Source organism: Acinetobacter sp. YH16042 (assembly GCF_013417245.1).
In the GTDB taxonomy this organism is placed as follows: Bacteria; Pseudomonadota; Gammaproteobacteria; order Pseudomonadales; family Moraxellaceae; genus Acinetobacter; species Acinetobacter amyesii.
The window spans coordinates 110,434-132,648 of the sequence record NZ_VPEJ01000006.1; the positions used below are offsets into that span (position 1 = coordinate 110,434).

Annotated in this window: 21 protein-coding genes; 14 read left to right on the plus strand and 7 right to left on the minus strand. The window is 42.6% G+C overall.

All coding sequences use genetic code 11. The annotated features are described in order from the left end of the window. Nucleotides 1-155 precede the first annotated feature (155 nt). The 12 genes from FTV37_RS06645 (at nucleotide 156) to FTV37_RS06700 (ending at nucleotide 10,615) form a co-directional block, all read left to right on the plus strand. A complete protein-coding gene (locus FTV37_RS06645) occupies nucleotides 156-1,232 on the plus strand; it encodes a polysaccharide biosynthesis/export family protein (RefSeq protein WP_218947567.1) in 1,077 nt (358 codons plus the stop codon). Continuing rightward, entirely contained in the window at nucleotides 1,232-1,660 is a 429-nt protein-coding gene (locus FTV37_RS06650) for a low molecular weight protein-tyrosine-phosphatase (protein WP_180008026.1), read from the plus strand. The genes FTV37_RS06645 and FTV37_RS06650 overlap by 1 nt, the downstream gene beginning before the upstream one ends. Nucleotides 1,661-1,676: 16 nt before the next feature. Next, nucleotides 1,677-3,869 carry a polysaccharide biosynthesis tyrosine autokinase gene (locus FTV37_RS06655; protein ID WP_180063336.1) on the plus strand — a complete coding sequence of 731 codons (2,193 nt, stop codon included), beginning with the start codon at nucleotides 1,677-1,679 and terminating at the stop codon, nucleotides 3,867-3,869. 246 nt (nucleotides 3,870-4,115) lie between these two features. Then, nucleotides 4,116-4,829 (plus strand): FKBP-type peptidyl-prolyl cis-trans isomerase, encoded by a 714-nt coding sequence (locus FTV37_RS06660; RefSeq protein ID WP_078191625.1) that lies wholly within the window; start codon nucleotides 4,116-4,118, stop codon nucleotides 4,827-4,829. Between the two features lie 54 nt (nucleotides 4,830-4,883). Next, nucleotides 4,884-5,576 (plus strand): FKBP-type peptidyl-prolyl cis-trans isomerase, encoded by a 693-nt coding sequence (locus FTV37_RS06665; protein ID WP_180063337.1) that lies wholly within the window; start codon nucleotides 4,884-4,886, stop codon nucleotides 5,574-5,576. 193 nt (nucleotides 5,577-5,769) lie between these two features. Further along, on the plus strand, nucleotides 5,770-6,510 hold the full coding sequence (locus FTV37_RS06670) for a dienelactone hydrolase family protein (RefSeq protein ID WP_180063338.1): 741 nt from the start codon (nucleotides 5,770-5,772) through the stop codon (nucleotides 6,508-6,510). 51 nt (nucleotides 6,511-6,561) lie between these two features. Next, the gene (locus FTV37_RS06675; protein ID WP_078191628.1) at nucleotides 6,562-6,921 is read left to right on the plus strand and encodes an HIT family protein; all 360 of its coding nucleotides are present in this window, start codon (nucleotides 6,562-6,564) and stop codon (nucleotides 6,919-6,921) included. A 153-nt stretch (nucleotides 6,922-7,074) separates the two neighbouring features. Next, nucleotides 7,075-8,121: an A/G-specific adenine glycosylase gene (gene mutY, locus FTV37_RS06680; protein WP_180063339.1), complete on the plus strand. Its 1,047-nt coding sequence runs from the start codon at nucleotides 7,075-7,077 to the stop codon at nucleotides 8,119-8,121. Between the two features lie 67 nt (nucleotides 8,122-8,188). Further along, a complete protein-coding gene (locus FTV37_RS06685; protein ID WP_180063361.1) occupies nucleotides 8,189-8,716 on the plus strand; it encodes a M23 family metallopeptidase in 528 nt (175 codons plus the stop codon). A gap of 15 nt (nucleotides 8,717-8,731) precedes the next feature. Next, nucleotides 8,732-8,977, plus strand: coding sequence for a hypothetical protein (locus tag FTV37_RS06690; protein WP_078191630.1), 246 nt, complete (start codon nucleotides 8,732-8,734; stop codon nucleotides 8,975-8,977). A gap of 20 nt (nucleotides 8,978-8,997) precedes the next feature. Next, nucleotides 8,998-9,567: a DNA-3-methyladenine glycosylase I gene (locus FTV37_RS06695; RefSeq protein WP_168379438.1), complete on the plus strand. Its 570-nt coding sequence runs from the start codon at nucleotides 8,998-9,000 to the stop codon at nucleotides 9,565-9,567. A gap of 25 nt (nucleotides 9,568-9,592) precedes the next feature. Beyond that, nucleotides 9,593-10,615, plus strand: a complete 1,023-nt coding sequence (locus tag FTV37_RS06700; RefSeq protein WP_180063340.1) for an NAD(P)-dependent alcohol dehydrogenase — start codon at nucleotides 9,593-9,595, stop codon at nucleotides 10,613-10,615. Nucleotides 10,616-10,685: 70 nt separating this feature from the next. Here the strand turns inward: FTV37_RS06700 and FTV37_RS06705 are convergent, their stop codons facing one another. Beyond that, the gene (locus tag FTV37_RS06705; protein WP_180063341.1) at nucleotides 10,686-12,122 is read right to left on the minus strand and encodes a PLP-dependent aminotransferase family protein; all 1,437 of its coding nucleotides are present in this window, start codon (nucleotides 12,120-12,122) and stop codon (nucleotides 10,686-10,688) included. Nucleotides 12,123-12,229: 107 nt separating this feature from the next. On the opposite strand from FTV37_RS06705, the gene FTV37_RS06710 reads away from it, so the two are divergent. Then, complete coding sequence (locus tag FTV37_RS06710) at nucleotides 12,230-12,658, plus strand: hypothetical protein (protein ID WP_257224233.1); 429 nt, start codon at nucleotides 12,230-12,232, stop codon at nucleotides 12,656-12,658. A 32-nt stretch (nucleotides 12,659-12,690) separates the two neighbouring features. Here the strand turns inward: FTV37_RS06710 and FTV37_RS06715 are convergent, their stop codons facing one another. Then, a complete protein-coding gene (locus FTV37_RS06715) occupies nucleotides 12,691-13,335 on the minus strand; it encodes an START domain-containing protein (RefSeq protein ID WP_168379435.1) in 645 nt (214 codons plus the stop codon). 58 nt (nucleotides 13,336-13,393) lie between these two features. Then, entirely contained in the window at nucleotides 13,394-14,215 is an 822-nt protein-coding gene (gene dapB, locus FTV37_RS06720) for a 4-hydroxy-tetrahydrodipicolinate reductase (RefSeq protein WP_180063342.1), read from the minus strand. Between the two features lie 198 nt (nucleotides 14,216-14,413). Here dapB and FTV37_RS06725 point away from each other — a divergent pair, with 198 nt between their 5' ends. Next, nucleotides 14,414-16,057: a PglL family O-oligosaccharyltransferase gene (locus FTV37_RS06725; protein ID WP_180063343.1), complete on the plus strand. Its 1,644-nt coding sequence runs from the start codon at nucleotides 14,414-14,416 to the stop codon at nucleotides 16,055-16,057. An 84-nt stretch (nucleotides 16,058-16,141) separates the two neighbouring features. On the opposite strand, the gene dnaJ is transcribed toward FTV37_RS06725, so the two are convergent. The 4 genes from dnaJ to FTV37_RS06745 form a co-directional block, all read right to left on the minus strand. Beyond that, complete coding sequence (gene dnaJ, locus FTV37_RS06730; RefSeq protein ID WP_111885156.1) at nucleotides 16,142-17,260, minus strand: molecular chaperone DnaJ; 1,119 nt, start codon at nucleotides 17,258-17,260, stop codon at nucleotides 16,142-16,144. Between the two features lie 106 nt (nucleotides 17,261-17,366). Then, on the minus strand, nucleotides 17,367-17,744 hold the full coding sequence (locus FTV37_RS06735) for a hypothetical protein (protein ID WP_180063344.1): 378 nt from the start codon (nucleotides 17,742-17,744) through the stop codon (nucleotides 17,367-17,369). A 133-nt stretch (nucleotides 17,745-17,877) separates the two neighbouring features. Continuing rightward, nucleotides 17,878-21,015: an efflux RND transporter permease subunit gene (locus FTV37_RS06740; RefSeq protein ID WP_078194106.1), complete on the minus strand. Its 3,138-nt coding sequence runs from the start codon at nucleotides 21,013-21,015 to the stop codon at nucleotides 17,878-17,880. Continuing rightward, nucleotides 21,015-22,121, minus strand: coding sequence for an efflux RND transporter periplasmic adaptor subunit (locus FTV37_RS06745; RefSeq protein ID WP_180063345.1), 1,107 nt, complete (start codon nucleotides 22,119-22,121; stop codon nucleotides 21,015-21,017). Before FTV37_RS06745 ends, FTV37_RS06740 begins: the two co-directional genes overlap by 1 nt. Between the last annotated feature and the right edge of the window lie 94 nt (nucleotides 22,122-22,215).

A 22,215-nucleotide genomic window follows, 5' to 3' on the forward strand; every position in this document is an offset into this window, starting at 1 on the left:
ATTTAAAACAAATGTAAAACTATATTCTACAAGGTGAATAGTATAAACTTAACATTCTAAAATGAGTAATTTGGGTACTTAAACCCGCATTTCAATGATTCAAATATTTTATAAATAGGATTTGTATTCGAGTGAGTTACTATCGTTATAGCTGTATGTTAGCTTTGAGTCTAAGTATGACGGGTTGTGCCATTACTTCAGGCTTACAAACCTATGACCTTCCTAAAGAAGGCACATTTCAGACTAATTTAGGCTCGACAGTCAATGTTATTAAGCTAACTCAAGAAAATTTAGTTGCTGTTCAACCCGCCCAAGTAAATCAGCAAAATTTTGCCCATCTGTTCAATCAACAACAAAAAAGTTATCGTCTAAACTCAGGTGATATTTTATCTATTTATTTATGGGCATATCCCGAAATAACCCCCCCAACAAATACAATTAACAATCAAGATGCCATTATTTCTAATGGCTACCAAATTGATCAAAGTGGCTATATCCAATTTCCAATTATTGGCCGATATAAAGCTGCAGGAAAATCGCTGACACAAGTCAATCAGGAATTACGCAGCCAACTTGCTCGTTACTTAAAAACCCCAGATGTGATTGTTCGCGTACTTTCCTACCAAGGACAACGTTACTCTGTCCAAGGTAATGTAATGAAAGGCGGTCAATTTAATTTAACGGATCAACCTACTAGCGTGTATACCGCACTTGGTCTTGCTGGCGGTGTGAATACGCAATTTGGCGATAATACGTCTATTACCTTGGTACGCCAAGGACAAACTTACAACTTAAATAGCATTCAGTTAGAAAAGGCTGGCTATTCACTACATAATCTACTCATACAGCCTAACGATACAATTTATGTCAATTCACGCGAAAATCAGAAAATTTATGTAATGGGTGAATCTGGTAAAAATCAATCCCTACCAATGCGTGATCAAGGAATGAGTTTAAGTGACGTCTTGGGGGAAAGTCTAGGGATTAACTCACTTTCAGCGAGTCGAGGTAAAATATACGTTGTGCGTAGCGATATGAATAGCCCAATGACTGAAATTTACCATTTAGATTTGACCAGTATCGGTGATTTTGGTCTCGCAAACCAGTTCAAAATGCGTAGCAATGATATTGTCTATGTTGATGCATCCGGTTTAGCTCGTTGGCAGCGTGTGATCAATCAAGTGATTCCTTTCTCAAATATGATCTATAACATGGACAGATTGGGCCAATAATGTTATTTAAAAATATTTTGGTGGTCTGTGTAGGTAATATTTGCCGAAGCCCTATGGCAGAATATCTCCTAAAAAAAGCTCATCCCGATCTGAATATTTATTCAGCGGGAATCTCAGGTATGATTGGACATGCAGCAGATGAAAAAGCTCAATACTGTATGCAAAAAATTGGCATCGATATGAGTGGACATATTGCCCAAAAATTAAATGCTGAACTGATCAAAAAATCAGATTTAATTTTGGTCATGAGTTCAAATCAACAAAAGCATATTGAACAGACATGGCCATTTGCAAAGGGAAAGACTTTTCGTTTAGGTCATTGGCAAGGTAAAAATGTGCCTGACCCATATCAGCACGATCAAGCTTTTTTTGACCAGACCTCAGAACTGATCCAATCTTGCGTTGCAGATTGGACTAAACAAATTTAACTTTTGATGTACGATTATGAGCCAAAATACCAATACAGAAGATACAATTGATTTAAAAGAATTATTTTTCTCTCTGATTGCACAGTGGAAGTTAATTGCTTTATGTGTAATTTTAAGTCTCGTTTGTGCCCTGCTTTATTTAAGAACCACGCCTGATACCTACGCAGTAAATGCACTGGTACAGGTTGAGGAAAGTAAAGGAACTTCAGCAGCACTCTTGGGTGATCTATCAAGCTTGATTGATCAAAAACAACCTGCCCAAGCAGAAATTGAGATTCTTAAATCACGTTTAGTTCTTGGTAATGTCATTCAGAGTTTACATCTCGACCTAAAAATTTCCGGTACAGAAAATTCTTTCACTGATCGCTTATTTTCCCCGCATGAATATGTCACAGAATATAAAAATAAATCAGTAACTTTTAAAGACGATGAAAAAAGTTTTGAAGTCCGTCAATTTAATGTGCCTAACGTATATCGTGATAAAGACCTCAGTTTAAGCTTCGAAGATAATCTCATTACACTGATAGATACCGAAACTGAAGAAAAAATTCTGACTGCGAAGCTCAATCAAGCGAATTCATTACGTACCACTGATGGATCGTGGGATATTTCGATTTTTACCCGCGACAAGTTAAAAGATCACTACCTAATTCAAAAGCAATCTTTACCTGCTGCACTTGATAATATTTTAGAGAATTTTTCGGTTGCTGAAAAAGGGAAAATGACCGGTGTCCTCGGATTAAATTATCAGGGTCAAGATAAAGAACATATTACCCAAGTACTCAATTCAATTTTAGCAGCCTATAGCCAGCAAAATATTGAACGCCGTTCAGCTGAAAGCGCGCAGACCTTAAAGTTTTTGGATGAGCAACTACCTGAACTAAAACAACAACTGGATGTTGCGGAACGCGAATTTAACAAATTCCGTCAAGAGTTTAATACCGTCGATGTGACTAAAGAATCTGAGCTATATTTAACTCAAAGCGTCACTCTTGAAACTCAAAAAGCTGAATTAGAGCAAAAAGTTGCCGAAGCTTCTGCGAAGTACACCAGTGAACATCCCGTGATGCAACAAATGAATGCTCAATTGGGTGCAATCAATAGCAAAATTGGTGAACTGAATACTACCTTAAAAAAATTACCAGACTTACAGCGTCGTTATTTACAGCTATACCGTGAAGTTGAAGTAAAACAACAACTTTATACAGCGTTGTTGAATTCTTACCAACAGCTTCGTATTGCCAAAGCTGGTGAAATTGGTAATGTCCGTATTGTGGATACTGCTGTAGAGCCGATTGAACCGATTGCGCCGAAAAAACTACAAATCTTGATACTTTCAATTTTCCTCGGTGGTTTCCTCGGTACATTACTTGCGTTGTTTCGTAACATGTTGCGCTCAGGGATCAAAGATTCATCAGAAATTGAAAACAATCTGGATCTTCCTGTTTATGCCACTGTGCCCCGCTCACCTGTTCAAGAAAGTCGCATCAAGTTACTGAAGAAGAAAAAGACCATTCCTGTACTTGCAGTTAAAAATAGCGATGATATTGCAATTGAAAGCTTGCGCAGTATGCGTACTGCCATTCACTTTGCACTGACATCTGCAAAAAATAACCTGATCATGATTTCGGGGCCTGCACCAGAAGTCGGTAAATCGTTTATTTCAACCAATTTAGCTACGATTCTTGCGCAAAGTGATAAACGCGTTTTAATTGTTGATGCCGATTTACGTCGTGGTTATTTAAACAAATACTTCAATCATGACAACCAACCAGGTCTTTCTGAGTATTTAAATGGTCAGCGTGATCTAGACAGCATCATTAAAACCACTGAAATTCCAAATTTAAGTGTGATTACTCGCGGTAAGAGCCCTTCTAACCCATCTGAGCTTTTAAGTTCTGGTAAATTCAAAGAATTCTTAGAGTTGATTTCACCGATGTTTGATCATGTGATCATTGATACGCCTCCTGTACTTGCTGTGACAGACGGTATCATTATTTCGCAATATGCTGGTGTGAATTTGGTGATTGCTCGTTATGCGAAAACTCAGTTGAAAGAACTAGAGTTAACCGTGAACCGCTTTGAACAAGTGGGTGTGAAGGTCAATGGTATTATTCTAAACGACATTCAACGTAGCTCAGCTGGTTATGGTTATGGTTATGGCTATAACTATTCTTATGGTTATAAAGCTTCAAAAGACCAAGACTAATTCAAGCCTATTCAAAAAAGCCACCGAATACGGTGGCTTTTTTTATGTGCAAAATTTATGTTGCATGCCACTTTCTGTATAAAAAATGTTTTATATATTCATACCGTTATAGTATAAAAATAAGAACATGACTATGATGATCTTTCCTGCACCTTACCTAATCGTAGAGATAGGTAAGCGCTGAACAGGAAAAGTCTGCTAGAATTTCAGCAACTTTTTACATATAAAATAATTGTGGGAAAATATATGAGTAAGGCCCTACCTATCGCTGTCGCTGTATTACTCGGCGGTGCCGCACTTGTTCCTGTTTACTATGCAACTAAAACACCTGCTACGCAATCAGCAACATCAACTCAACCAGCTGCCAATGCTTCTGCTGTCGCTAAAATAAGTTATGCCCTTGGTTATGAAGTTGCCCATCAAACGCCTCCAGAATTAGATATTGATAGCTTTGTCACTGGCGTTCGTGCAGGCCATGCTCGTGCAAAACCTGCATATACTGAAGAAGAATTACAAAAAGCATATGCTGAGTTCCAACAAGAAATGCAAAATAAGCAGCTCGAAAGCAATAAGCAAGCACAAAGTAGCAGCGATAATTTCTTAACAGAAAATAAAAGCAAAGCTGGGGTTAAAACCACTGCTTCTGGTTTACAGTACCTAACAACGAAAGAAGGTACAGGTAAACAACCGCAAGCCACATCAGTTGTTAAAGTTCACTACACAGGTAAGTTAGTGGATGGCACAGTATTTGATAGTTCAGTACAGCGCGGCGAGCCAATTGAATTTCCGTTGAACCAAGTAATTCCGGGTTGGACTGAAGGTCTGCAGTTAATGAAGGAAGGTGGCAAAGCTACTTTATATATTCCCTCAAACCTAGGTTATGGTGCTCAAGGTGTTCCGGGAACGATTCCACCGAACAGTACTTTAATTTTTGATGTAGAACTCATTGAAGTTAAATAATAAAACCGGTACAGGAGAGCTTTTCGCTCTCCTGCTTTATTTTGAGACTCGGTCATGAAATTACAGATCAGTATGTTGTGTTTGGCACTCTGCTCAAGCACTGTATTTGCCAAAGATGTCAGTAATAAAAGTAGTGCTGCAGAACAAGTGGGTTATAGTTTTGGTTATTTAATGGGACGCAGTAATGCTGAATCCATTAAGGATTTGGATATTGATGCATTTGTTGCAGGTTTAAAGGCAGCTTCTAAAGGTCAAGCTTCGTCATTAACAGATGAAGAAATGACCCGTGCCTTAACCCAATATAAAAAGCAAACCGAAGCGAAACAACTGATTGAACTGAAGCAAAAAGCGGATGCGAATGCCACCATTGGTGCCGCTTTCCTTGCTGAAAATGCCAAAAAACCGGGCATTCAGGTCACGAAATCTGGCCTGCAGTATCAAGTCATTCAAGCTGGCAAAGGTAAGTCACCCAAAGCAAATTCAACAGTGAAAGTTCACTATGAAGGTCGCTTAATTGATGGTACTGTTTTTGATAGTTCAATTGCACGCAACCAACCTGCGATGTTCCAAGTGAGTCAAGTCATTCAGGGTTGGACAGAAGGTCTACAGTTGATGAAAGAAGGTGCAAAATATCGCTTCTTCATTCCTGCCAATTTGGGCTATGGTCAAATTGGTTCAGCAGACGTCATTGAGCCAAATAGCACGCTGATTTTTGATGTAGAGCTCATTGAAGTTCTCCCGAAATAACAATACTCTCTTTAGGAGCATCGACAAATCTCGGTGCTCCTCAATATTTCTTCTTTCCATTATTTTCTTTTACAATTTTTTTGATTGATTTGACTTAAAATTCACATTGATATCTTATATTTATTTCACAAAAACCAATTTCCATTTATTTTAAATCTTCATCAACTGCGTAGCCGCACATAAGGATTTGACCATGACCGTTAAAATTAAGACTCGCGAAATTCAATATACAGCAGCGGATGGAACTCAACTTTTTGGCTATTTTGCCGTACCAGAGTCAGACACTGCGATCGCAGGTGTGTTAGTTGCCCCGGAATGGTGGGGACGCAATGAATATACCGAACAACGTGCGCGCGAATTGGCAGAACAAGGCTATGCTGCTTTCGCTTTGGATATGTATGGTGACAAAAAAGTCACCACTGATGCCAAACAAGCTTATGAATGGATGATGCAGACTTTTGATCATGCTGACACCATCGTGACCCGTGCGTCTGCTGCATTAAACACTTTGGCACAGCAAAAGGAAGTAAATGCAGATAAACTCGCAGCTATAGGCTTTTGCTATGGCGGAAAAGTCGTGCTGGATTTAGCTCGTTCAGGTGCTGAATTAAAAGCAGTGGTGACCTTCCATGCAACACTTGCTACAGCGACTCCTGCACAAACAGGACAAGTCCAAGCAGAGATTTTAGTGCAACATGGTGAGCTCGACTCGATGGTGAGCTTAGAAGATGTTGCGACCTTTAGAAATGAAATGGATGCTGCCCAAGTGCAGTATCAAATCAATATTTTTGAAGGCGCAAAACACGGCTTTAGCAACCCGATGGCGGATGAACGTGCCAAAGCCAACGGCGTAGATTTAGCTTATAACGCTGCTGCAGAACAGCAAAGCTTAGCGGCCATGTATGCCTTGTTAGCACGCCAGCTTGGTTCTTAAAGCCATAAGAACCACTACCAATATTTAATTTATAAAAATGAGGAGAGCACAATGACAGAACTCAATTGTCCATATTGCAATTTTGACGAATATGACGTGATTGCAAAAAATGATTTTGGTGTTGTACTTCCTGAACCACATACACTGTCTAAAGGGCATGCTGTCATTGTCCCGCTACGTCATGTTGGTTCATTTTTTGAAATTACTGATAAAGAACGTAAAAGTTTAATGTCCTTACTTGAACAAGCGCGTAATGAATTAAATTTACGCTATCAACCCACTGGCTTTCATATTGGGTTTAATGATGGACAAGTTTTTGGCGAAGCCACTGAACATGTGCATATTCACATTATTCCACGTTATGAAAACCAAACATTGGCGCTTGATACCCGCTGGGGCTTTAAAAGCTAAACTTTAAATTTACACTCACTAAGGAGCTTCGGCTCCTTTTTTGATAGCCGCTATTTTTGCATTTCCCCTGATATACAGATTTCGTTTTGAACAAAAAGAATACCTATTGAAAGATGTATACTAGGCAGGTTTTTTCAATTTTGACTGTATTGCATGTTTAACTTTTCTGATGCCCTTCTCGACTGGTTTGATGTCCATGGTCGTCATGACTTACCGTGGCAAGTGAAGGATGACCCTTACAAAGTGTGGGTTTCAGAAATTATGCTGCAACAAACCCAAGTCAAAACTGTCCTACAATATTTTGATCGATTTATTCAACGATTTCCGACTGTTGAAGATTTAGGCCATGCTTCTTGGGATGATGTGGCGCCCTATTGGGCTGGCTTAGGCTACTATGCACGGGCTCGGAACTTACACAAAGCCGCAGGAATTGTTGCACGTCAGGGACATTTTCCAATCAATCTTGAGCAGTGGATGGAACTACCGGGCATCGGCCCGTCTACCGCGGGTGCGCTGATGTCTTTAGGTTTAAGACAATATGGCGTGATTATGGACGGCAACGTCAAGCGTGTATTGTCTCGTTTCTTTGCTATTGAAGATGATTTATCGAAACCTGTAAATGAACGGGCCATGTGGCAACTGGCGACAGAGCTCTGCCCCACTGAACGCAACCACGATTATACCCAAGCGATTATGGATCTGGGTGCAACCGTTTGCACGCCGAAAAAACCGCTCTGTTTATATTGTCCCATGCAACAGCACTGCAAAGCACATGCACAAGGTTTCGAGACTGAATTACCTTATAAAAAGCCTAAAAAGCCTGTTCCAGTGAGAGAGGCTCAAGTCATGCTGATTCAATCTGCAGGAGAATGGCTGTGGATACAACGTCCGAATAGCGGTCTATGGGGCGGTCTGTGGTGTTTACCTATTTTTGATCAACCCCATGAGTTTCAATCCCACACTCAGCAGCTTGGTCTGAAACCTACCACCACTCAAGTGCAAATATCACATAGCTTTACCCACTTCACTTGGCTTTTAGAGGCTACAGTGTTTAGCGTTGCCGCCGATCAAAAAGAGCATTTAGCCATTGAATGCAACGCACAGTGGTATACCCCGATACAAGCCACTGCACTCGGTATTCCAACCGCCATGAAAAAACTCATTTCTACGCTAGAACTCGAAAGCCATTCTATGCCATAGTTTTGAACTGCTCATCAATTGTATAGGGACAAATGTGACTCAAGGATTTTTTCAGCTTCGCAAAGGGTTGTTCGGCGGTATTGGTTTTATTTTGCTTTTACTCAGCGCCTGTACGTCGACTCCACCCAAACCATCTAGCAGTACATTGCCTGCTCATGAAGTGAAAAAATTACAAAACATGCGTTTATCCAATCAATTGGCTGTTCCAGTTCATCAAATCAAACGGAGTGCGCTCAAAGATACTTGGGGGGCAGCGCGTAGCCAAGGACGAAGCCACGAAGGTATTGATATTATTGTTCCACGTGGAACAAAAGTCCTCAGTGCTACAGAAGGTTTAGTTGCTGACTTACGTAATAACAATTTGGGTGGTAAAGTGATATGGATTATGGGGCCCGCAGGTTCTTGGCATTATTATGCGCATCTTGATGGTCATAAACGTGGCTTAAACGTCGGCGACTATGTCAAAAAAGGTGATGTCATTGGCTATGTAGGTAATACTGGCAATGCTCGACATACTGCACCACATTTGCATTATGGCATTTACTTGGGTGGTAAAGGTCGCAATGCCGTTAACCCCTATCCGTATTTACGTTAATTTTAGGAAACATACATGTCAGAAGCGTTGATCAATCGTCTGGTGGAATTTGCAGAATCTGGTAATCAACAAAAAATCAGCCTCAATGGACAGTCTTATCAGGGCTGGATCATGGAGATTACTGAAGAAGCATTACTCATCAGCACCGGCTACGCAGACAAATCAGGTAAAGATGTATGGATTCAATTTGCCGATCTCGATCAAGCGGAACTGTTGTATTGGGACAATAAAAACGATCAATGGACTGTCTTTAAAATTTAAGTCAAAAAGGAGCATTCAACATGACGATACAACGCTGTGCTTGGTGCTCCGAAGATCCTTTATATATTGCCTACCACGACACTGAGTGGGCTAAACCCAGTTTTGATGAGCAGCATCTCTTTGAAATGCTGTGTCTTGAAGGACAACAAGCGGGGCTGTCTTGGATTACTGTGCTGAAAAAGCGGGCCTGTTATCAGCAGCATTTTTTTCAATATCCCATTGCCGAAATTGCAGCGTTGAGTGACCTACAATTACAAGAAAAATTGCAAGATTCAGGTTTGATTCGCCATATCGGCAAACTCACTGCCATTCGTGATAATGCCAAAGCATGGCAACAGTTAAAAGCCCAAGGGATTCATCCTGTGGAATTTCTTTGGAGTTTTGTCGAAGGACAAATTGCCAATAATGATGTAGTTGAATATCGCACAGCTCCTGCACAAACCGCTCAAAGTCAGGCCATGTCCAAAGCATTAAAAAAGCATGGTTTTAAATTTGTCGGCCCGACGACTTGCTATGCTCTGATGCAAGCCATCGGCATGGTCAATGATCATGAAAATCACTGTGACTTTAAATACACGCACGAAGAATGACCTCAAAAACAGAAAGGATAGAATAATGAGTAACAACACGATCCACGCCTATGCAGCAATGAACAGTGGTGAAGCCCTTGTTCCCTACCAATTTGATGCAGGTGAATTACAAGCCCATCAGGTTGAAGTCAAAGTCGAGTATTGCGGTCTTTGTCACTCAGATATTTCTATTATCCAAAATGATTGGAAATCTTCGGTATATCCTGTGGTCCCAGGGCATGAAGTGATTGGAACCATTACCCAACTCGGCAGCGAAGCAAAAGGACTCAAAGTCGGACAACGTGTAGGCATTGGCTGGACAGCAGAAAGTTGTCAACACTGTGACTCGTGTATCGATGGTCGCCAAGTGCAATGTACTGGAACCAAGACGGCGACAATCGTCGGTCATGCGGGTGGCTTTGCCAACAAAGTCCGTGCGGGCTGGCAATGGGTTATTCCCCTTCCAGATGATCTCGATCCAACCAGTGCTGGTCCTCTACTCTGCGGCGGGATTACGGTATTTGATCCCATATTACAGCACCAAATTCAGGCCATTCACCATATTGCCGTGATCGGCATTGGTGGTTTAGGTCATATGGCGATTAAATTGCTCAAAGCTTGGGGCTGTGAAATTACTGCGTTCAGCTCAAACTTAGATAAAACCGATGAACTTAAAGCGATGGGTGCTGACCATGTGGTGAATAGTCGTGATCTTGCCGCGATTAAAGCGCAGCGTGGGAAATTCAATTTGATTTTAAGCACGGTCAATGTAACATTGGATTGGCAAGCCTATCTTTCGACTTTGGCACCGAATGGAAGCGTTCACATGCTTGGCCTAGCACTTGAGCCGATGCAAATCCCCGCAGGTATGCTGATCAGCGGTGCTAAATCGGTCACTGGATCATCAACAGGCTCTCCTGCAGCACTGCGTGAATTACTTCGATTCGCTGCACGTCAAAATATTGCACCACAAATTGAAATGTATCCCATGTCTCAGGTGAATGAAGCGATTGAACGTTTGCATTCAGGAAATGTTCGTTATCGAATTGTGCTGAAAGCTGATTTTTAACGGTAAAAATATAAGCCCAAAAAGCCTGCTGCATGCAGGCTTTCTTGTGTCCTTTATACACTCATCAAAATTAGACGGTATTTGAGTTTCTGCATTCCTTACGCACCCAATCTGCAAGCAATAAAATGGCCTGCTGAATATCTACAGACAACTCATGCCCGGCATTTAGACGAATACAGTTGTTATAACGATTGTCCTCACCAAAAATTAAACCTGGCACAATATTGATGCCATGTTTTTGCGCATGGTAATACAGCGCCAAACTGTCTATTTGTTCAGGCATCTGCAACCACAGTGCATAACTGCCTTGAGGCCGATTTAGACGGATATCAACCCCTTGAAAAGCATCGTAAATATACTGACGATACTGCTCGACTTGCACCATTAATTTAGGACGCAATTCAGCAAGATGTTGGCGATAAGCACGACTAAAAATCAAATCTGCAAGTCCTAACTGCAAAGGCGTATTCACCGAATCATTTTGCAAAAGTAATTTGGGACGCAAATGTTGCAAATGTGGTGGAAGACAAAACCACCCCACCCGATAAGAAGGCGATAAAGATTTTGAAATCGACGCACAATAGATCACATAGCCCGCCCGATCCCAATATTTGATAGGCAATGGTCGCTTTGCATTGAAACTACACTCAGCATAAATATCATCTTCAATCACATAACATTGATATTTTTCAGCCAGTTGTGCAATTCGTTCCTTATCTTCATTACTTAAACAAAAACCCAAAGGATTTTGAAAATTTGCAGTCAATAAGCATACTTTCGCGCCTGAATCCCGCATTGCCTGCTCTAAACGCTCTAAATCAAAACCTTCCGTATTGGCAGGAATTTCAACAATTTTCCGCTTCAATAAAGCCAATAATTGCAATTGCCCGTTATAGTTCGGCGTCGGAACAATGACACTCTCCCCTTCCGCACTCAGATTTTGCAACATCACTGACAAAGCAGGCATACAACCATTGCTGATGTAAATATCATCCTTAGGCATGTAAAAACCATCTTCAGCCCAATGTGCCGACAACGCTTCACGCAATTGTGGATGACCTTGCCGATTGTTATATAAAAAATCTTCTGGTTTACAATGCTTTAATGCCCTTTGGATTGAACGTCTGATTGCTTCAACAGGAACAAAATTGGGGGACAACTGAATTGAACCCAAATGAATCAGGCGACTATTTGCAGATGCTTCATGGATCTGAATTTGCAATTCTAAATTCGAAATTTCACGAGGTCGGGAATCAAAATCAGGATGATTCGGCACGGCAATTTGCTGGGCTTTCTGTGAGGATTGCACAAAATAACCAGACTTTTCTTTGACATAAATCAGGCCTTTGGCTTCAAGTAATTCATAGCAGCGTTTCGCGGTATTTAAACTGATCTGATGCTGCTGTGAAAATTGACGTAGCGCATACAGTCGCTGCCCTGCGGCCAATTCACCACTATAAATTTTCTGTGCCAACTGCTGCGCAAGCTGCTGATATTGAAAAGCCATCTGTACCCATTTTTTAATCATTCTTGTATCTGTACCCATTAAGTTAACAGATTTAAGCTGATGGCATCAGGTTGATATCTCAAAAATAACGATAGGGGGAAAATTAAATGAATGACTTCACGCAGCTTCGAGCGGGTCTAATCATCATCAGTACACTCACGCTTATGGCGTGCCAACCCGAACAGCACACTCAAGCTCAAAGCCAGCAAAATTTTATCTGTAAATCTTTAATTCAAGGTTTTTTGAGTGCCCAAAAACTGACGCAATATGAACTTGAGCAGATCCAACCGATTACTAATGGTGGGTTACATCAGCAGCTATATATCTATAAAGCCAAGTCTGAAAACGGCATGAATATCATGCCGCAGCAAGCCAAACTTCGCTTTGCCTGTGAACAAATGACCGCGCGGCAATTTCAAATCAAGTTACATCCACATCCATTTCCAGAACAGACCTTACTCAGTATCGAACTTCCAGAAGCACAGCACATGCAGCAGTTGACTGCTTTTCGCCTGCCTGAGATGCAAAGTCATTGATCGTTCATATTGAACTGAATCATTACTGGTGCTTATTTTAAAATTTCGGGAAAGGTCGCAATAGTTTTGCTTTTACCCAACTGCACTTTCATTTTTTGTAGCATTTGATAAGGCTGCTGCTGCACGAACATATTCACAAAACTGAGCGGAATGGAACCTTCCGGATTGGCATAGCCATAGGTCGACACTTTGACTTTTTGATTGCCTAAACGCTGGAAGGTCCAATCGCCCTCATAGTCGGTGAGGCGTACATAATTGGGATTGATCGGATAACCTTTTTTCACCGCTTTATTTTGGATGCTAATGATGCCTTGTGCATCTTTACGCATTTTGCCTTGTACCACCAAATCACGGTCTTTTAAGGGAAAAGGAAAATCCAGCACCATATATAAACTGAATTCACCTTTTTGGTCATCACGGGATAAGACTTTGACACTGCCCATATAAGGGACCCAATTCACTGCATTTTCCACATCTAAAATCAGGGAAACCGCTTTTTCAATGGGCACATCAAAACTGGTTTCAGCTTTGTATTGAAAGACAGGATTTTGAGCATTTTGGTAGGTCCAAACTTTAATATTATTTTTATTAATCGTGAGTTTGGCATTATCCATAGTTTTCGCTTGTACTGCCGCAGTGAATGCGACAGCACAGGCCATAAAGATGACTTTTTTCATTCCATTGATCGTCTTATTTTAATTTTATGCTGTTGTTATAACGGATTTTAACGCGCTTTTATACGTCAATATCGTTAAAACCCAGTACATCTTTCATATCGTACTTACGTGCTTCACGACCAACTACCCATGCAGCTGCACGTACTGCACCAGAGGCAAAGTTCATACGGTTAGTCGCTTTATGGGTAATTTCAACACGTTCGCCATCCGCAATAAACATCGCAGTATGTTCACCGACAATGTCACCACCACGAATCGTTTGGAAGCCAATGATTTGACGTTCACGTGGACCCGTATGACCTTCACGGCAATACACAGCATCTTGTTTTAAGTCACGTCCTAAAGCACCGGCAATGGCTTCGCCCCACATTAGCGCTGTACCTGATGGTGCATCAACTTTATGACGATGATGAGCTTCAATCACTTCAATATCCACTGTATCGCCAAACACTTTTGACGCCAATTCAAGAAGTTTGATTGAAACGTTTACACCGACAGAATAGTTCGCTGCATAGACCACTGGAGTTTCTGTAGCTGTTTCATCGAGATAAGCTTTTTGCTCATCATTCATACCTGTGGTACCAATGACAATCGCAACGCCTGCTTCACGGCAAAGTTTAAGATGCTGTGCCGTTGCTGCAGGAGCAGTAAAGTCGATCACGACATCACAATCTTTTAAAACCTCAGCAAGGTTACCGACAACCTTTACGCCAACCGCGCCAATCCCTGCAAGTTCACCGGCATCCGCACCGACTAAGCTACTTTCAGGACGTTCTACCGCAGCAGCCAATTGATAACCAGCTTGCTGAACCGCCTGAATTAAGATGCGTCCCATACGACCGCCTGCGCCCAAGATACCAATACGTGGAGCTGCTGACATAACATTTTCCTAATGTTGATTCGAAATTGGTCTTACTATATCAAAACTCCATGCGCAGGCTAAGTTACAAACAAAAAAATCCTGTATTTTCCGAAGGACTTTTGCAAATCAAGCTCTACGACAGACGCTGACTATTCCCTCACCAAGTTTGAGCATTTTCACGGTATGATAGGCGCGTTCTATTGATCTTGAATATTCATGAAAACCCTATTGTATCTTTGTGCGGCAGTCTGTATTGCACTGGCATGGCTGATTCCGATTCATTACCGACCTTGGGCCACATATACCGGTGAGCTTTATACCTTCTTTGCCCTGTTTGCTTTAGCGGCAACGTTCTTTAAAGAAAAGCTCATGGTGGCAAAAATTTCCTTGCCCCTGTTGCTCTTAGCGCTGATTCCCTTCGTCCAATTGGCTTTTGGGCAGGTGTATTATTTTAGTATTGCCTTACTCTGTATGCTGTTTGTGTTCAGCTTCTGGCTATGTATCAATCTTGGTTTTAGCCTATCTCAAGGTACGGAAAAACGCGAAAGAACCTTCCTATTCCTGAGCTATACCTTTGTTGCTTCTGGGGTCATGACAGGGCTCATCGCAATATGTCAGTGGTTAGATTTCGACTCGTTTCTTCCTTTTGTGATGAAAATTAGTGGAACTACACGCCCATTTGCAAACTTTGCTCAGCCGAATAACATGGCCACGTTTCTGCTCATGTCCTTGTTAGCCTGCTTATATGTTTATGAACAGCAAAAAGTTAAAACCCGCTATTTGGTCGCTTGTGCAATTCCTATTTTAATTGGGGTCGCGCTCAGCCAATCTCGCACCTCTTGGGTAGCAAGTATTTGTGTCCTAATCTATTTGGCTTATGCACAGTACAAAGATTATATCCGTCTTCGCTGGTTTTACAGCTTGGCATGGTTTATCGGCTTTGTGGCACTGATTGTATTGATGCCAAAATTAAGTCAAATCATGAGCCAAATGTCCGACATGAATATTCAAGAAAGTCGTGACGTGGTCAAACGTGCTGGTGGCGATATGTCGCGTTTAGCCATTTGGCAACAAATGGCGCATGCCGTGGCTGCACAGCCTTGGTTTGGCTATGGTTGGCATCAAACCAGTAGCGCTTTTGTCTCGATCTCTGACACGGTGCAAGGGCCTGTATGGATTCGTAGCTCACACAATTTTATTTTGGATTTCTTATTGTGGAATGGCGCCATTATTGGTGTGCCGTTCTTGGCCTATTTCGCTTATTGGGGCATCCAATTACAGAAGTTAGCCAAGTCTGCATTATCTGTGATTGGCCTATTGATGGTCGGTGTCTTCGTTATTCATGCCATGTTGGAGTTTCCGCAAAACTACGCATATTTCTTACTGCCTGCGGGTTTTATTATCGGCATTCTTCAAGCAGCGAAGCCAGAGACGGCTACATTGAGTCTGTCTCCGTGGTTTATCCGCATTGTTTTCGTGATTGGCGCCGTGCTGATTACGGTGATTTATCGCGATTATGCCAATGCAGCGATTCAGCTGGGTCAGGCATCAAAATATGAAAAAACACCGGAGAAAATCACCAACCATGCGCCGATCTATTTACTCACGGAATTTAGACATCGGGTAGCGATTATTCGTTTAAATCCATATTCCATCGTTTCTGAACAAACCATTCAGGATACTGAAAAATTGGTTCGCAGCTATCCAGCGAAATACCACATCATTAAATATGCACGTTTATTGGCATTTAATGGTCGTGAGGCTGAAGCACGTCATCAGCTACAGCGTCTTAAAAATATCTATAGGCTCGACATGAGCTATGAGAGTTTATTACCGCCTACAGCACAGCCGAAACCTTAAAACGCTCAATAAAAAAGCCTGCAATTATGCAGGCTTTTTTATACCTGAGTTCACATTACAGCGAACTCAAGCAAATCATTTCAATTAATCAAACAAACGGTCGAAGAATGATTTTTTCTTCGGAGATGATTTATTGTCATCGCCATCCATCGTGTCTTGTAACTCTTTTAACAATTCACGTTGACGAGCCGTTAAATTCACTGGCGTTTCCACCACGATACGGCAGAGTAAGTCACCAGTCATGCTGGTACGTACAGGTTTCACACCTTTACCACGTAAGCGGAACAATTTACCAGTTTGAGTCCCTTCAGGCACTTTCAAGCTCACACGACCATCGAGTGTCGGAATTTGAATTTCTTTACCCAATGCAGCATCTGCAATGCTTACAGGCACATCCATATATAAGTCAGCGCCATCACGTTGGAAGATTTCGTGTTCACGTACCACCACTTCTACATATAAGTCGCCTGCTTGGCCATCACGGATCGCCTCGCCTTTGCCACTTAAACGTACGCGGTCGCCATTGTCCACACCTGCAGGAATGGTCACCTCTAAAGTTTGCTGACGGTCAGAAACCCCTGAACCATGACATTTATTACATGGGTTCTTAATGATTTTACCTTGACCACGACAGGTGCTACAGGTTTGCTGCACAGAGAAGAAGCCCTGTTGCATACGCACTTGACCGGCACCATGACAGGTTTTACAGGTTTCAACGTCATTCGGATTTTTAGATCCTTTACCATCACAGGCATCACATGGCGCTGGCGCAGTAAAGGTAATGGTTTTTTTCACGCCCTTCACAGCTTCCTCAAGGGTAAGCTCCATAACATAGCGTAAGTCTGAACCACGGCGTGCACGTTGCTGACCACCACGGCCACCACCACCAAATGCGCCACCGAATATGTCACCAAACTGACTAAAGATATCTTCTGCGCTAAAACCGCCACCGAAGCCACCGCCGCCGCCCATGCCGCCTTCAAACGCTTGATGTCCCATACGGTCATACATACTACGTTTTTCGCTGTCCGATAAAACTTCATATGCTTCTGCAGCTTCTTTGAATTTTTCTTCAGCTTCTGGGTTATCTGGATTACGGTCAGGGTGATACTTCATCGCCAACTTACGGTAGGCTTTTTTAATTTCATCATCACTTGCGGTTTTAGATACACCTAAAACCTCATAATAATCACGTTTAGCCATGTCTGGCGATGCTCCTCACGGAATTTAATTTAATACTTAACTGTGGTCTGAAATTGGGGAATCAAACCATTTTTTCAAGGGGTAGGCAGGAAAAAAATAAATCGACTTAGAAGACAGCCTTATTTTTAACGAATTTGGATAGACCTTGGATCCATGCATTTAATAGATACAAAAAGGCAATCGCAGAAAAGACCACGCCAATTACCGTGCATGCAGTCACCCAAAGATAGGTGTCCCAATAATAGAAAAATAAAGGAATAAACCACAGTGCGGCAAAAATGGCCATCATGGAATAAATCACGACGGTGCGCATGACCCAAAGCGCTTGGGCTTGGAGCCAAACTTCTGCAGAATCGATTTGAGTCACTTTGCGTGCAAAGCAGTAGGCAAATACACCACTAATCAGGGTAAATAAAGCGAAAAACATGAAGACATAAGAAATCGCAACATAACGGCGATACTTAGCTAAACTCTCTGCTGTCATCTGTGATTCAACCCCGTACACCACAATATGCCGCGCTGCACTTGTGGTAGTTTTACTTTTTAAAAATGTCTTTGTAGATCAGGTGCTACTATAGAGAAAAATTCAATATTTCGCACCCAATATTATGACACTTTTAAGGATTCTGCTGAGTTTTTTTCACTTTAAACCACTGTGCATACAACGCAGGTAAAAAGAACAAGGTCAGCAGGGTCGCCACGATCAATCCGCCCATAATCGCCACGGCCATTGGACCGAAGAAAATACTGCGAGAAAGTGGAATCATCGCCAATACAGCGGCCAATGCAGTCAGCACAATTGGACGGCAACGACGTACAGTCGCATTGATAATCGCATCCCAAGCCGACTCCCCAGACTGAATATCTTGTTCAATCTGATCAATCAATATTAAGGAGTTGCGCATGATCATGCCTGACAGTGCAATCGTGCCGAGCATTGCCACAAAACCAAAGGGTTTATTGAACAATAACAGGAATAACACCACGCCAATAATGCCCAAAGGTGCAGTTAAAAATACGATCATCGCCCGTGACATGCTGCGTAGTTGAATCATCAACAAAGTCATGACAACTGCGAGAAATAATGGCATGCCCGCATTTACAGAAGTTTGACCTCGTGCTGACTCTTCCACAGTGCCGCCTACTTCGAGTAGATAACCATTCGGCATCTCTGCACGTAACTGATCAAATGAATCTTTTAACTCACCCACCACCGTTGCAGGTTGCAATTTACTGCGAATATCCGCGCGCACAGTAATGGTCGGTAAACGGTTACGATGCCAAATCAAACCTTCTTCAAAGCTATACTCAATTTTCGCAATCTGCGCCAATGGTACTGAACCACCATTGCTGGTCGGTACAGCCAAACTGCTGAGCGAACCGACATCCAATCGCTCCGCTTGATCACCACGCATCCGAATTTCAATCAGCTCTCGTTTCTCACGATACTGATTAATCACTGCACCACTGATTGAACTATTCAGGAAGTTCGACAGATCTAGACTGGAAACCCCCATTTGACGTGCGCGATCTTGGTCGATGTCCAGTTTAATGACTTTGCTTGGCTCACCCCAATCCAAATGCACATTGGTGGTGTTCGGATTTTCACTGACTTTTGCAGACACCCGTTGTGCCCACTCACGCACTAAGCTTAGATCTTCACCCGACACGCGGAACTGCAATGGATAACCCACAGGTGGCCCATTTTCTAAAAGTGAAACCCGAGTACGTACTTCAGGTAAGAGCTTACGAATTTCTTCTGCTAATGACTGGCGGATCTCATTGCGATCATCTAAAGATGAAGCCAATACCACAAACTGAGCAAAACTGGCTTGGGGTAACTGCTGATCTAGAGGTAAATAAAACCGCGGCGAACCTGTCCCCACATAAGCCACAAAATTATCAATGCCTTGTTTTTTCGACAAGAACGCTTCGACTTTTTTTACGGCCGCTTCTGTGGCCTTCAGTGAGGCGCCTTCCTCAAGCTTTAAATCCACTAAAATTTCAGCACGGTTTGACGGTGGGAAGAACTGCTGTGGTACGGTTTTAAACATTAAAATCGATAACACAAAAATGCCCACCGTCGCTGCAATCACCGTCTTGCGATAAGTCACACAAGTGTCAACCCAACCACGGAAACGTTGATAAAACGGAGACTGATAAGGATCATGATGTTCGCCGGCATGATGCACCATCGGCTGAGGTTCAGGTTGTTTGCGCAAACGTGCCCACAGGCGCTGATACCACGGGGCTTTTTGTACCAAATCTTTGTTGAAGTCGGGTAGTAATTTATCCCCCAGATAGGGAACAAACAGCACCGCTGCAAACCATGACACCACCAATGCAATAGTGACCACTTGGAAAATCGAGCGGGTATATTCCCCTGTGCTCGATGCGGCTGTGGCAATCGGCAAAAATCCTGCAGCAGTAATCAGTGTGCCTGTCAGCATTGGAAATGCAGTGGTCCGCCATGCATGTCCGGCGGCTTGTAACCGGCTATAGCCCTGCTCCATTTTGATCGCCATCATTTCGACGGCAATAATCGCATCATCCACCAATAAACCGAGTGCGAGAATCAATGCCCCCAAAGAAATCTTGTGCAACCCGACATCAAACATCTGCATGCCTGCAAAGGTCATGGCCAAGACCAATGGAATGGAAAATGCTACGACTAATCCCGTACGGAAACCCAAGGAGAAGAAGCTCACCAATAGGACGATAATCACGGCCTCAGCGAGGACTTTCATAAACTCATTGACGCTGCGCTTCACGGCTACAGGCTGATCAGAAACTTTTTTCAGTTCCATGCCCAAAGGCAAGGTTTTTTGCAGGCGGGCAAATTCTGTTTCTAGGTTTTTACCCAAAGCCAGAATGTCGCCACCTTTACGCATCGACACGGCAATGCCTAAACCATTTTCGCCCATAAAACGCATACGCGGCTGTGGTGGATCACTAAAGCCACGATGTACATCTGCCACATCACCCAATTGAATCGTTCGACCATTCACCAATAAGGGCATCTGACGCAGTTCATCAATGTTTTGTAAATTACCACTGACACGCACTTGAATTCGGTCTGAATTAGTTTCAAAAAAGCCGGCACTGGCAACTGTGTTTTGCTGCTGCAAGGCTTGTTGAATCGCCGTCACGGGTATGCCCATTTGCGTAGCTTTGGTGTTGGAAATTTCAATCCAAACTTTTTGATCTTGTAGACCAATCAAATCCACTTTCGCAACGTCTTTGACCCGTTGTAACTGGAGCTGTAAACGGTCGGCATATTCCTTCATGGTGGCATAGTCAAAGTCTTTGCCGGTCAGCACATAGATATTACCAAAGGTGTCACCAAACTCATCATTAAAGAAAGGACCTTGCACCCCAGATGGTAATTGATGGCGAATATCATTGACCTTTTTACGCACGGTGTACCAAACATCGGGGACTTGCTGCGAACGTAGACTGTCCTTGGCCACAAAGGTCACCATGGATTCACCCGGACGTGAATACGCCATGATGCGTTCATACTGCCCCGTAGTCATCAGTTCTTTTTCAATCCGATCGGTGACCTGTAGCGAAACTTCTTTGGCTGTTGCACCAGGCCAATAGGTTTGAATCACCATGACTTTAAAGGTAAATGGCGGGTCTTCACTCTGCGACAATTTGGAATAGGAAAATATCCCAACGATGCCCAGCAGAATCATAAAATAAAGGATTAAGCCTTTATTTTTCAGTGCCCACTCAGACAAGTTAAAATTCATTATTTAACTCCTGTCTGAATGTGTACCGCACGATTTTCACGATCAACAGGTTGTATTTTTTGTTTTTCGCGGAGCAAATGCACGCCGCCAACCACCACAAAATCCCCTGCTTGCAAACCACTGAGTACGGGCACGCTGTCACGTCCGTATTCACCTAAACTCACTGGAACTTTACGTACCGTATTATCTGCATTGACCACCATCACATATGCCTGCTGACCACTCGCAGACACACTCGATAACGGCACATGCAAAACATTCTGCTGTGCTTTGGTTAAAAATACCCGTGCACTTTGCCCCAGTTGAATGGCGCTATTGCCTTCACGTAATGCCACTTTGACACTATAAGTACGAGACTGATCGGCAGCAGGACTAATTTCACGTACATAGCCTGCAAATTTTTCCTGTGGTTTAGACCACAAGGTGACCCATGCATCCTGCCCCGTTTTAATTTCAGCAACCGCTTGTTCAGGCACACCAATGACCACTTCACGTTCACCTGCTATCGCCAATTGAAATGCCGGTTGTCCTGCTGCAATCACTTGACCAATCTCAATATTACGCTCAGTAATGACCCCATTTTTATTGGCAATTAATTGGTTATAACCGGTCTGATTACGACTCACATCATAATTTGATTGAGCTTGCTTTAAGTTCGACTGTGCTGCTTTATATTGGTTTTCCACTGCATCATACTGCGAACGACTCACAGCATTGACTGGCAATAATTGCTTAAAGCGTTTTAGTTCGTCTTCAGCAATTTGTGCAGCGGAACGCGCACTTTCAAGCTGCGCTTGTGCTGCATTCAGTTGCAACTGTGCATCTTTGACGTCTAATTTTGCCAAGACTTGCCCGACTCGGACTTGGTCTCCAACATCGACATAGCGCTCAGTGATTTGACCGCCAACCCGAAACGCCAAAGCTGTTTGCTGGCGGGCTTGTACATCACCCGCATAACTTTTCTGTTCAAAATGTGTGGCACCCGGCTGAGTCACCATCACAAATGGCACTTCCTGTTCCGTTTGGGCTTTATCCTTGCTGCATCCCCATAAGGTCACACTGCAAACGATAATCATGCTGACAACTGTGGTCTTAATCGTACTCATGAAGTTCGCTCTTAATAAAAAGTCTTTTTTAGGGCAGAATATTATTCAATTAATTTGGTTATTTTTTAATTAATAAACCATGCGGTACATTAAT